The organism is Pseudoalteromonas sp. C2R02, assembly GCF_018860845.1.
Taxonomy (GTDB): Bacteria; Pseudomonadota; Gammaproteobacteria; order Enterobacterales; family Alteromonadaceae; genus Pseudoalteromonas.
In genome coordinates this window covers 198191-211107 of the sequence record NZ_JAHKQC010000040.1, presented here as the reverse complement: position 1 = coordinate 211107, position 12917 = coordinate 198191, and the positions used below count along the sequence as shown (strand labels likewise).

9 protein-coding genes are annotated in these 12917 nt (G+C 35.0%); 2 read left to right on the top strand and 7 right to left on the bottom strand.

Going from position 1 to position 12917, the window contains the following annotated elements:
* Positions 1-110: 110 nt before the first annotated feature.
* The 4 genes from KO527_RS19015 to KO527_RS19000 form a co-directional block, all read right to left on the bottom strand.
* Positions 111-2003, bottom strand: coding sequence for a PKD domain-containing protein (locus KO527_RS19015; protein WP_216041838.1), 1893 nt, complete (start codon positions 2001-2003; stop codon positions 111-113).
* Positions 2004-2151: 148 nt separating this feature from the next.
* The gene (locus KO527_RS19010; RefSeq protein ID WP_216041837.1) at positions 2152-2568 is read right to left on the bottom strand and encodes a VOC family protein; all 417 of its coding nucleotides are present in this window, start codon (positions 2566-2568) and stop codon (positions 2152-2154) included.
* Between the two features lie 23 nt (positions 2569-2591).
* Positions 2592-2960: a VOC family protein gene (locus KO527_RS19005; protein ID WP_216041836.1), complete on the bottom strand. Its 369-nt coding sequence runs from the start codon at positions 2958-2960 to the stop codon at positions 2592-2594.
* 28 nt (positions 2961-2988) lie between these two features.
* Positions 2989-3603: an NAD(P)H-dependent oxidoreductase gene (locus KO527_RS19000; protein ID WP_216041835.1), complete on the bottom strand. Its 615-nt coding sequence runs from the start codon at positions 3601-3603 to the stop codon at positions 2989-2991.
* Positions 3604-3753: 150 nt separating this feature from the next.
* Here KO527_RS19000 and KO527_RS18995 point away from each other — a divergent pair, with 150 nt between their 5' ends.
* Together KO527_RS18995 and KO527_RS18990 are read left to right on the top strand one after the other, a co-directional pair.
* Complete coding sequence (locus tag KO527_RS18995; RefSeq protein WP_216041931.1) at positions 3754-4398, top strand: metalloregulator ArsR/SmtB family transcription factor; 645 nt, start codon at positions 3754-3756, stop codon at positions 4396-4398.
* Between the two features lie 11 nt (positions 4399-4409).
* Complete coding sequence (locus KO527_RS18990) at positions 4410-5333, top strand: tetratricopeptide repeat protein (RefSeq protein WP_216041834.1); 924 nt, start codon at positions 4410-4412, stop codon at positions 5331-5333.
* On the opposite strand, the gene KO527_RS18985 is transcribed toward KO527_RS18990, so the two are convergent.
* From KO527_RS18985 to KO527_RS18975, 3 genes are all read right to left on the bottom strand, one after another.
* Positions 5330-6391 carry a GGDEF domain-containing protein gene (locus KO527_RS18985; protein WP_216041833.1) on the bottom strand — a complete coding sequence of 354 codons (1062 nt, stop codon included), beginning with the start codon at positions 6389-6391 and terminating at the stop codon, positions 5330-5332. The genes KO527_RS18990 and KO527_RS18985 overlap by 4 nt on opposite strands.
* Before the next feature lie 131 nt (positions 6392-6522).
* On the bottom strand, positions 6523-7005 hold the full coding sequence (locus KO527_RS18980) for a zf-TFIIB domain-containing protein (RefSeq protein ID WP_216041832.1): 483 nt from the start codon (positions 7003-7005) through the stop codon (positions 6523-6525).
* 76 nt (positions 7006-7081) lie between these two features.
* Positions 7082-12814, bottom strand: a complete 5733-nt coding sequence (locus KO527_RS18975; RefSeq protein WP_216041831.1) for a DNA repair ATPase — start codon at positions 12812-12814, stop codon at positions 7082-7084.
* Positions 12815-12917 lie beyond the last annotated feature (103 nt).

The window sequence follows — 12917 nt, the reverse complement described above, 5'->3', positions numbered from 1 at the left end:
TTTTAGATATGTATTCATGACTGGTTTTATCACTTTTTTGATGATTTTAAAGGAACGAAGTTACGCCATAGCTGACTATGACGTAACTTAAATTACCAAGGTAACTTTGATTAGTTACATTGGTTTATGTAGCTCCACTCTTGCCAATTACCTGAATGCTCTTTTGGTGTTTGATTTTTTGTCCACCAATTAGCTTGATAAATAGCGCCTAAATACGCTACTTGATCGCCTTTAAGATAAACTTTTTGGGCAGACCAATCATTTATTCCATTACAAGTTGTTTGTCCATCTGTAACCGTAATTGTTTTAGTGATAGAGGATTGTTGCCCTGCGCTATCGGATACGGTTAACGTGACATCATAGCTACCTGGTTGTGAATAGGTATTTTGGCTGTCTTTAGTTAATGCCGTTTGTCCATCGCCAAATGCCCAATTGGCGCGTGTGATATCAATATCATCAGTAGAAGTATTGATAAAAGATACTTGTAAACCAGATTTGCTATAAGAGAAATCGGCAACAGGTAAAGCGTCTAAATCTGTTACATTGATTGAAATTGCAGTACCTGCTTGTGCACCTTCGTTATCTGTCACAGTCAGCGATATTTGATATTGTCCCTCTGTCTGATATGTATGGCTGAGACTTAAACTATTACTTGTATTACCGTCACCTAAATCCCATTTTACATCAATAATTTGACCGTCAGGATCTATCGAATCTGTAGAGTTAAATTGACATGTTTTTAAATCACATTGATATGTGATTTTTGCAATAGGTGGTTGGTTGGTATCTATTACGTTGTCGCCTTGGGGTGGTACGTTAGCAAAAAAGTTTGCAACTTTCGGCCATATCAACTCCATTCTTGCTCCACGATTTAATACGTCTGGTCTTGGGCAACCACCTAAATGATGCAGGGCCACAACTTTATTGGTTTTTGCAGACAATACCGGTGAACCTGATGAGCCTCCAGTAGTATCACAGTAATAGCCAGCATCAGTATTATAGCCTCTACCAGTTGTTTTCGTTTGGTCTATTTCACACATACCTGATGCATTTTTATCACTTATAATTGATAGCTCTTTAGGGTTTCCAGCGCCATGTTGCGGGATGTAGATGCGTTGCCCTTGTACCTGCGGGTTTATATCTAAACCAAAGTGTCCGAACTGTTTTATTTTTGCAAAATCATTCACTGTAAATAAGGTGTAATCTAGAGTTGCTTCAGTTGATAACAGCTGATTTGCCATTACTTTGACTGGTGCTTTAGCTGATCCAAAGGCACATTGCGTTCTTTGATAATCAAACCAAACTTCAGTTTGTGATGCTTCTGCAGCGCTTTCAATACAATGGTTATTGGTAAACATGTGATTATTTGGCCCAACACGCCATGCAGTACATAAGCTTCTACCACCAATGAGTAACCTTGCTACAGGTCTAGAGCGTTCATATTCAACAGGGTTGCTTTGTTGCCAACAGGCCACATCCCTTCTTTCGTTAACCCCGCATGTTGAAAGTATTGAATTATCAAAAGTGCCCGTATTTTCATAAGCTAGATTATGTTCTGCTAACTCAAAATCAGAATAACCAGCACTATAATTTTTTATTTCAACTCCATGGTGGCTTTGCCATTGAGTGTCATCTTCAAGCACTAACGTAATCGTTAACGTATCTGCAGATATAGACATCGCAGAAAATTCAGCGCCATTTTGTAAATCAATGGCTTCATAACGATAGCTTTCATTTTCATTTGCCACTTCAATATAAGCACCTAACGGTAGTGATAACTTAGTAAAGTTTACTTTTATAAAGCTGGCATCAGCATGGTGAATTGTTTTTATTTTGTTATTGATATCAACAATGGCAATATAGCTTACCGTGTCAGATATATTAACTTTTTGTTCTGAAACACTATTATTAGCGGTTGTTGTGGCTGCACAAACACCTGTGGACAGCGCTGTCATTAAGGTAGCAAAAAATGCTTTAGATATTATGTTTGGCTTTGAATTCATTTTTATTCCTTTATATGTTTTATTTAAAAACTTTATTATTGTTGAAACTAAAGTACCCTTATTTGGTACTTGATTGAGTTTACAAATAAATATCGTAAAGGAATATAATTAAGTCGTATAAAATATAACCAGAAAATAAATGTACTGTTTAATATGTATTTCTTTGGTTTGGCAGGTCGCTAAAATATTGCACGAATTCAACTTCATAGCCGTCAGGATCTAAGTAATATAAGTTTTGACGGGATTTATTTTCGATGTCACCTTTTTCAGATGTAAAGCCTGCTAATGCTAATCTTGCCATGACATTTTTAAGGTCATGTGTAACAAAGGCAAAATGGGCAAGGCCTACCTGATGGCCTGTTAAGTCTCTATTCTCATTTTCACCATTATCATTGAGTGATAGATATTGGTAATCGTCACCAAAATGTACCCAGTTACGAGGTTTACCAGACCATTGGCTTTTATCGCCACCACGTATAGACCCGTGAGGGAATGCTGCTTGATAAAACTTAAGTGAATTAGGAATGTTTTTTACGACTAAATTTAAATGTTCTAGGTGTATCATTTTATGCTCCTTTATCTTATATCCTAATTAACTCGCCAAGGCGGATTCAATCTATTTTCACCTGCTTTATAGAGCTTAATTTTATTGCCTGAAGGGTCGATTAAAATAGCTTCACGCCATAAGTAAGATTGATCAGTAGGTAATTGCTTAAATTCAACGCCTTTAGCTATCAGCGCTTCTACCCAAATATCTAAATCTTCGTTCTCAAAATATATAATGGCACCATTACTAAAAATTTCTGTGGTTAATGAAAGAGAAAAACTGGCACCACTAGGGCATTTAAATCTTGCATAGTCAGGTGTATCAACTATCAGTAAAAAGCCTAATAAAGTATAAAACTCAGTTGCTTTCTCCATGTTATTTACAGGTAGTGTGATTTGATTTAAGTTCATATCTTGCTCCTTATTTGTGTTTTATTGTTTACATGCCGTATAAATACTCTTGTTGCTTAGGAAAAGGTTGGTTGTGATGCTGCGCTCTTATCATTTTTAAAGCGCCACTATATTGATGCAGCATATGCAAGCTGTAATCAATTCGGTCTCTCAAATTTGTATCTCTAGGCGTTAAATCTTGGCCTGGGTTATCATTTAATACTTGCTCAACATTTCTAATAATTAAGTGATCAGGAGTTGCAACCAGCTTGTTGTTTTTAAGTGCGTTCATTTTAAGTTCTGCAATTGGATAGGCACCACTGATCCCACTGACGACAGAGGTTAATAAAACAGGCTTATGAGCAGTATCTTGTGCATCACACATTAATAAGAAATTTTTAAGGATTGGTGTTGCCATACCGCCCCATTCAGGTGTAATTAAAACAAGTGCATCTGCTTTTTGTATCTTTTTATTAATTAAAGGCCATTCACTGCCTGCCTCTAATTTGCTTGAATGCTCACCATCCCAAAATGGAAGATTATGTTTGCATAGCTCTATATGCGAAACGTCATCAAATAACTCTTCTACTTGGACAATGTAATTAGCGACTTTGGCACTTTGTGATTCTGTTCTTTGACTGCCACTGACAATGAGTAAATTCATATTTAGTAAACCTTTTTGTTTATTAATTATTAAGTAAAGTAAACTCTTTACTTAATAAAGTAAAGCGTATTTTATAAATAAAAAAGTTTACTTAATCTCGCATTTAGGAATAATAGAGAGGAAAAATAAAAATTGCGTACTGGTGAAGGTGTGAAAACAAGCGAAAAAATAATTAGCTTACTTAAAGTTGAAGGTGAATTAACCGCTAAGGTGTTAGCGAGCGAATTAAAATTAACAACCATGGGCGTAAGGCAGCACTTACAAGTATTAGAAGAGTCAGGTGATATCAGTTTTGAAGATAAAAAGGCTGCCAGAGGTCGTCCAACACGATATTGGGCATTAACAAGTAAAAGTAATAGCCGATTCTCAGACCGACATGAAGAGCTTACGGTTCAACTCATTGATTCAGTTAAAAGTGTATTTGGTGACTCAGGTTTAGAGCAGTTAATCTCTCATAGAGAGCAAGCATCATTAGATTTATATCAAACTAAATTAGCGGATAAAGAGGGCTTAGAAGATAAACTAAATGCTTTAGCACAGTTAAGAACAGAGGAAGGGTATATGGCCAATGTGGTAAAAGGATCGCTTGATAATAAAATATGTGATGACTCTGTTTACTGGCTATTAGAAAACCATTGTCCTATCTGTGCAGCGGCGAGTAGTTGTTTAAATTTCTGTCGTTCTGAGCTGAATTTATTCCAAACTATTTTAGCTGATGTTGCAACTGTGAGCAGAGAAGAGCATATCATTGAAGGAGCGAGACGTTGCGCTTATAAAGTGACAGTTAAAGTTTAGGTGCAGTGGTAATGTCAATCGCTATTAACGTAATAACTTTACTGTTGTTAATCTCTGTATCAAGTTCATCACTCGCAGCTAAAGTAGATATAAAATCAATAAATACGATATGCACATATTCATCAGCAGCTTGTTTAAAACAAGTGAACGCAAAACTAGCTGTTACGAAGGAGGATACGGCATTATGGTACGAGTTGATGTTGTTTCGGTTAGATAGTTTATTTGAATTAGCAAAGTTTGAAACGTTATTACAAGAAACAACCGTATGGGTTGAAGCCAAATCTGTATCTCAATATTTTAAAGTTAGAGTGCTTATTTATCACACTAAAGTTCTAGGGGTTTTTAAAGATAACGAAAAAAGAGACTATTTTAGAGCTCAAGTTGAAGGCTATTTAATAGAGTTAAATGAAAACTTTTCAGATCCATCTTTAGTTGTTGATCTTGTTAATTTACAGCTTTATAGCGATATAGCACCTAGGGTGCCTTATCATATGCTGAGAAAATTAGAGAAGAAATTTAGTAAGCGTTATGATCCAAAATTCAAGTTTGAGTTATATAACAACCTCGGTCATTTTGCTACTCGGATGAACAAATATACCCAAAGTATTATTGCCAGAGAGCAGGCATTAATATGGGCCAAGCGCACTGAAAGTAATTCGAACATTGCTGAGGCTCATTTTAATTTAGCCAGATCACTACAAGCTGATAACAACTATGTTTTAGCTTCACAGCACTTTAAAACGTCACTGAAATTTTATGAATCAGTCGCGCATTTATCCCATATTTCCTTAGCAAAGCTCTATATCGCCTTAATGGATTGGCGTTTAGGTGATATTAAGCAAGCAAAGCTACATTTTGCACAAGTAAAGCTAGCAGATTTACCAATTGTACGCTTACCTGTTTATACATCATTAAAAGCAAATTTAGCGCTTTAGTATTTGATACAATTTCTGCCTGCCTCTTTGGCTTTATATAACAGAAGGTCAGCTTGTTTGATGGAATCGTTTAGCTTTGTTTCATCTTCACAAATGCTGATCCCAAAACTTGCTGTAATATTGATATGGATTTTATCTTGATGAAAGGTGTTTTTCTCAATGAGCAATCTTATTTTATTCGCTATTTTTATACTATTTTCTAAAGTGGTTTGCGGTATTAATAATAAAAACTCTTCGCCGCCCACTCTAATTGCAACATCACTTTTTCTTAGTTTTGTTTTTAATTGATGAGCGATAAAGCAAAGTACTTCATCACCAATATCATGCCCATATGTATCATTTACAATCTTAAAATGATCAATATCAACCATGACTAATGTTAAAGGCATCTGAGTGCTTTTTTGTTCTTGTATGTGCTTTATGTAGCATGATTCTATAAAACGACGGTTGGGCAATCCAGTTAATGAATCGGTATTAGCCTGGTGTTGTTTTTCAACATTAATATCACTTAATTCTTTATGACTTCGAAATCGATAATACTCAGATAGGAATCCAATTAATATCGTAATTAATAATGAAGCACTAAAACGCGTTAGTTCAGTATCTCGATATTGGGCAACTAAGATCTCAGGGTTGAAGAGTAAAAAAGTAAGGAAAAACCATAAAATTAAATTAAATATTAAACCAATTTTATAATTTAGTAATGCAAAAAAAACTAAAGGGAAAGGATACATCCAATAAAGTGCTGTATTTTCATATCCGCCACTAACAAGTAACTGCAACATTAATGCTGCAATGCAAAAGCTACCTACATAGCAAGATATGTGGAACCTATTTGTAAAGTGTGAAATAAAAGCATTTATAAAAATAAAAAAAGCACTGCTTAATAAAACTAAAGATAAGGTATTATTACTTGAGCTATAGTTTGTGAGCGCAAAAACCAGAATGATTAATGCACCAATATAGCTGGCAAAATATAAAATAAACTTTTTACGTTTTAATTCAATATCTGTGCTTGATTGAATATCAAAAAATTGTTCTAAAGAGTTTGGTTTCATTAAATTAATATTTTATAGTAAAGCTATTTTAACTTTACTATAAAATTTAACTTGTTGGGGAAAATATTACATTTTGTTTGATTTGTTGTAATAATTGTTAAATCAGACGAATAACCTCCCTCTTTAATAACTTACTGATGATTAATATAAAATATTATATCTTGTCTTTTTGGGTGATCTTTTAACCATTGACGTAATTGCTCTGATTTAGTTAAATCTTCTTCACCTAATATCTTTAAATAACGCTGTTTTCTATCTTCATCTTGCGCCTGAATACGTACCTTTGTTTGCCATGGAATAGTAAAGATGCTGGGCATTAAATTGCTCATTTTAAGCGCTTGTAACATTTGCCATTCACCATCATCTAACCAAACATCGTCACAACTATTACATAAATCTAATCTATTATTATGACAACCAGAGATCCTAAATTTACGCATTAAACGTGCACACTTAGGGCAGTTCAAAGCGGTGCTAGTATCGTTAACATTTTCAAGTTCTATATCCTCAGCTGATATATTTTGATCATTTAATTGGCTATTAGCTGATAATTCAGCCCAATCTCGATAATAAAGTAAAGATATTAAAGCGCCAGAGCATTGTTGACAGCCCATGGCCGATAATCCCTATCTATTCTAGTCGCAGTTAAATCTGTATCTTTACATTTGGGACAACGCATTATTATTTTCCTTAATTATTTCTGGTTGCGACAATTTCTTCATCGTGACTCGTTAATGTTGTTTCTGGTTCACTAAAAGCAGGGTCAAGTTGTTTTAATTTTTTAGCTATCGCATCAACTTTATTCCACACATCATGATCGAGTCTTATTTTATGATGCATAATTTTCAATACCGGTAATAAAGAAACATCAATCGTTTGTGCTATGGCCTGAACTGCATCTGCTACTTGGGGGTCTGTGTGATTATCGATATTTACCTCTGGCACAGCTTGTTGTTGTAATGTGTCAGTTAACTGTTTATTGATATCAATTAGTTGAGATAATTGGTCTGAATTATTATTGCTTTTAATAGCTAAAACTAATTCAGATAATTTATCAGTATTGTTATTGGCATTGATAGCTTGCGTTATTGATTGTGTTAGCTCACTGAGCTTATCAGTGTTGTTATTGCCACTGATAGCCTGAGTTACAGATTGCGTTAGCTCACTGAGCTTATCGATATTGTTATTGGTACTGATAGCTTGAGTGATTGATTGTGTTAATTCGCTGAGATTATCAGTGTTGTTATTGGCACTGATAGCTTGCGTTAAAGATTGTGATAATTGTTGTAAGTTATTGTTGTTATCTAGTTGAGAAAGCGTGTGGTTAAGTGCTGCTAGTTGCTCATTAGAGTTATTACCGATTAAAGATTCAGCTATGGTTTGTAACTGGCTTTGAGGGCTAGTTTGGTTTATAGAGTTAGCCACCTGTAGTAGTGAATCACTATGATCCCAACTCAGGTTTTGTTTATCAAGTTTACTTGAAATACCTTCAAGAGATTCATGTAATAAACTCATTTGATTAACGGCTAACATTGCAGGACTGCCTGCATCATCTAATTTATTTAGACGACTATAATCTTGTTTAATAGCTTGCCAACGGTCATTATCATCTTCGCAAAGTGTTTCACGTAATTCTGCGAGTTTAAGTAAGTTTTCTTCACTACCTTTACTGAGTGTTTGTGCTTCGCCTTGATAATGATCTTGTACTAAATTTTCAAGTTCTGAGTCATTCATGACGGCAACCACTTTTTCCGCCATTTTATTCATATTTCGGTAGCTACCTTGTAATTTAAAAGGTGGCTCTGTGCGGTATTTATCATCTTGCGCTGCTGATGCGATATATTGTTCGTTAACTTTGAGCACTGTGTCACGAATTGTCATTAATTTAGTCAGTACAGCTTTGATTTCATTTGCTTCAGCCTGGCTATAACCATGTTCTAACTCATTAAGGGAAATATCTTCGCCTTGGCAAATTCTAACTAGCTTATAGAGATCTTGCATATTTCGATTGGCAAGCGGTGCCAATACAGAATTTGAAGTTAATGCATTTTCAATGAAACTCATCGCAAATTCGCTTTCACACCCTGATAAAGTATCACCTAAGTTATAGATGTCGGCACGATTAGATAACATGTCAGGGATCTGGAAACTTTCACCAGATTCAGTATATGGATTACCAGCCATGACCACAGCAAATTTTTTACCTCGTAAATCATAGGTTTTACTTTTGCCTTTCCATACACCATCAATACGTCGAGAGCCATCACATAAAGAAATAAATTTTTGTAAAAACTCTGGATTAGTATGTTGAATATCATCAAGGTATAACATGACATTATTGCCCATTTCGAAACTTTGATTTATTTTTTCAATCTCTTTTTCAGCGGTTGCATTAATGGCTTGAGCAGGATCTAGGGATACTTGATCATGACCTATAGATGGACAATTTACTTTTACAAAGGTCAAACCTAAACGACTGGCAATGTATTCTATTAAGGTTGTTTTACCATATCCTGGCGGTGAAATGAGTAATAACATGCCCATTAAATCGGTACGTTTATTATTACCTGAAGCACCAATTTGCTTGGCTAAATTGTCACCTATGATAGGAAAATATACTTTATCAATTAATTGATTACGTACAAAAGAGCTCAAAGGTCGCGCTTTAAACTCATCTAATTGTAAGCGTTCTTTTTCTATTTCGAGAATATTATTTCGCAATTTATGATATTGAGTAAATGCGCTAACTTGGCTGTTTTGATACTCAGTAGTACGTGCAAAAAACTCAGCATAATCAACCGTTAAAGTTTGTTCAGTGATTCTTGAGTGTTGCCCCATTAACCCGGTAATACGATTATCTGTTACAGTATTGTTTAAGCTATTAAATTGTAATGAAGCAGGCGTTAAACACAGTAAGTAATACGCACTTTCAAGTGAAATAGCGTGTGTAGCCGGTGTTTGCAATGTTTGATTATATGCATTTAACCAAGTGAAGTAGAGTTGCCAGCGAGGTGTTAAGGCATTGAGTTGTTCATCTGCTTGTTGTAAATGATTATAAATTCCTTTGCTTTTAACATCTTGTATAAATTGTTCAGCTAAACTTTTTGCAGCAGCTGTAATAGAAAAAATGGCTTGATCACAATCAGGTTTTTGCTGTGCGAGTTCACTTATTAAGTACTGAGCACAAATTTGTGCATTGGCTGCTAAATGATGCTCAGCTAATAGGGGATTAGTCTGCTGAAATTGGCTTATCTCATCAATTAAGCTGGTGGTCAGGTTATTGAAAAAGACACTATCCTTGAAGTGTTGCTGCATTAAGTCGGCATTTTTGGCTTGTTGTAATAAACACTCCTGTTCTGTTTGTTCTTTATTTTGCCAAAATAAAGCAGTAATAATACGCTCAGCAGCAGGATAAATTAATAAGCCATTTTCTGACTTTTGCTTTAATAATACGTTTAAAATGAGGCAGGCATCATGGTCATGAATGCCTTTTTCATATCCTTCTTGATATCTCGGTTCTGCAAACTTTTGTACGAGATTAATTAAACTATTATCTTTTTGAGCTGTAAATAATTGACTAAAAGTAAGCGGATCAGTAATTGAATCTGCTGCAAGCAAGATTGCGGATGCTAAATACTCACCGCGATAAATTACCTCAGATTCAGATACTAATGCTTGCTCCCATAAGTGCTTATTAGCATCTAATTGATTTTTATAAAGTGGATCTTTAATGCTTTCAAAATAATCTGAACCGGTTAGGTGTAATGTAAGCTCATTATCTTTCGGTAATAACGTCAGATCTAATACTTGTTTATTAACACTAAACTGGTGCTTACCAATCGAGATTGTATTACCACCATCGCTATAAATATCGAGTTTATCCCGTAATCCTCGTATTCCCTGATCTTTACAGGCTTTAAGTTTTGCTTGTAAATCATCGGCTTTGATTTGATCGTCCAAGGTCTTTAATTCATTGATCAAAGCTTTTAGCTTACTGATCATTGGATCTGAAGCAAAATAAGTATTTAGTACATCTAAATCAGTGAAAGTCGCGGTTCTACGGTTGATCCCTTGTAGAATACGCTCTGCTGCAGAAGCTAAGTTGACCGCACGTCGTTGCTGGGCATCAATTAAAGTTTGTTTATGTTTTTCAAAGCTATCAAAAATATCATCACGTTTAGTGAGAATATCAGCTAAGAATTCATCGTATTCACTAAATTGAGACTCCAACTCTTCTAGTTGGATCAGTAAACGAGATAATTGGTCATCACATTCTACAGGTGTTTTTGCATTATTAAGTGCACCGGTAACACTTTGTGATAGTAGTTTAAATCGGGCTGAAAACTCGGCTTTAGCTTCCACTGAACCTAAGCTTTTACGCTTGATTTCTACACTGGCTTTAGCGCGATTAACTAAGCCATATACAATTGAAATATCTTCTAATATTTGACTGCGAATGCGGCTGTCGTCAATTTGTAAATCAAGCATGGTATGGTTTAGTAAATCTAAGCCATTGCTTAATTCGTCTAAGGTAGCGATATGCTGTTTTAGCTCTGTTACGCTGTCACAGGTTTTGGTAAAGTCTTCAACTTCTTTTAAACTTGAATGGTACGGTGTAAGCGCTTTTTCTTGCTGCAAAAAAACAGCGGTGGCTTGGCTTAACGTTTGCGTAATATCGTCAACTTGTTGATTTAAAATTTCTAATGCGGATAAATCAATAAACTTTAATTCTTCTAAGCTGATTAATTGCCCTTTTTGCTGCTTAAGTTGATTTAAGCCATCAACAAACTCACTGGCGAGTTTAAAACTATCTGGACGGATTGCACTTTTTAAAGATTCAAAAGCTGTATTTGCATCGTTTAGTGCAAGTTTTGCTTTATTCTGTATCTCATTAACTTTTTCAAACTCATCCAAGACTTGCTCTGAAGTCTCAAAAATATGATGTAAGCTTTGCTCTATATCACTAAAAGTAGTTTCAGATAGCCAATGATACCGATCGAATAAGTTACGAGATAATCCAATCATGGCTTCATAGTGATGGATTTGTGGACTTTGTTCGTTGATCAATTTATGCAAACTATATAAATCTGAAATACCACGTACTAAATCAGGATTACCGATCTTGCCTAAAAGGCTAGTATCTTGCGGTGCATTAGCTGCAAACTCAGGACTAACAAATGGGCTTTGCCATATTTGAACGGGATGAACTCGCTCAGCTTCATCTTTATCTGCTTTAAAAGTCAGGGTTGTGCCGTTTTCAAATAAAGTATAGCCATGACCAAAAATAGGGTTTTGTAAATTCTTATCAATTAAATTGTAAGCAAATAGGGCATAACGACCTTCTTTTGGCTCATAAAATACAAATAATACATCTTCGCCATTAGGGGATTTTATTTGACGGTGAAATTCTAAATCAACAGCGTTATCTTCAAATTGTCGAGTTTGCCCTGATTGTAAATAATAACCACCTGGAAAAATAATGCCGTGATCTTCTGGTAATTGTACACATGCATCACCAATAGCATCTTGGCGGATCACTTGTTGAGAATCAATGTTAAAAATCAAGTAGCGCCACTGTTTTTCGCGATAAGGCAGTATTTTTAATAAAATTAATGAACCAACATGAGCGTATTGAAGTTCGCAATCAGCTAAAGATTGGTTTTTATCTTCAACTGCTTCACTGTAGATCCCTTGCCCAGAACTGGTATTATTTTCAACTTTAACAGTTAGGGTGCCATTTAAAGTTTCAACAAAGACCTTATCTAAAATGTTGATATGAGGGTAGCGACCTTCCTCATGTTCTTTTCTGCTGGTTTGATGCCATTCAAAATCGTGATTTTGTGGTGCTTTTATTGCTTTTTCACCGCGATTATCAATATAACTAATTTGATTGTCAGCTGAGATAGACCAACGAAATACGCGAATATCAGTAAGACGCTCACCGATTTGAAATATCGCATATAAATGACCATCTTGCTTATATAAATGTTGCAGCTGAGCCTGTTTGTAATAAGTATATAACTCATCAAAGTCGCGAATAAATCGGCTATCGGTTAAGAAGTTGTTATCAGTTTTTATATCTTCTATTTCAAAGTGTTCTTCTTGATTTGCTAGCCTATGTAAACTAAATACATCAGACACTTTAGTTGTGGTTTTCAATCCAATAAAGACATTAAAAGCAAAAACCAGCGTATCACCAATGCATATAATATCACGTGGAATACAGTTGTTTTCAGTACGTACTCGTACTCTACCTTTTACTTTTAAATCTGTACTACCAAAGGTTTCTATGCGTTCTTGATTTACGTTATCTATTTGTGACTTTAGTTCAGTGCCTAAGTTTAATAAACGCCTTTTGATCAAATCATAAGATCCGCCTTGTAAAGCTATATTGTCTTGGTCTGAGTTATGTGAATCCGTCATTTATAAAATCCTATTGCTGAACTAGTCCAGTTAAAATTGACTTAACTGTTTATATCTTGATATCAATGCTATTGAAATTACAACGAAACGCATTGTAATTTCG

Bases quoted from the DNA above. Each gene is read 5' to 3' on its own strand.
- KO527_RS19000 (WP_216041835.1), bottom strand. From the start codon at position 3,603: ATGAATTTACTCATTGTCAGTGGCAGTCAAAGAACAGAATCACAAAGT.
- KO527_RS18990 (WP_216041834.1), top strand. From the start codon at position 4,410: ATGTCAATCGCTATTAACGTAATAACTTTACTGTTGTTAATCTCTGTA.
- KO527_RS18985 (WP_216041833.1), bottom strand. From the start codon at position 6,391: ATGAAACCAAACTCTTTAGAACAATTTTTTGATATTCAATCAAGCACA.
- KO527_RS18980 (WP_216041832.1), bottom strand. From the start codon at position 7,005: ATGGGCTGTCAACAATGCTCTGGCGCTTTAATATCTTTACTTTATTAT.
- KO527_RS18975 (WP_216041831.1), bottom strand. From the start codon at position 12,814: ATGACGGATTCACATAACTCAGACCAAGACAATATAGCTTTACAAGGC.
- KO527_RS19005 (WP_216041836.1), bottom strand. From the start codon at position 2,960: ATGAACTTAAATCAAATCACACTACCTGTAAATAACATGGAGAAAGCA.
- KO527_RS19010 (WP_216041837.1), bottom strand. From the start codon at position 2,568: ATGATACACCTAGAACATTTAAATTTAGTCGTAAAAAACATTCCTAAT.
- KO527_RS19015 (WP_216041838.1), bottom strand. From the start codon at position 2,003: ATGAATTCAAAGCCAAACATAATATCTAAAGCATTTTTTGCTACCTTA.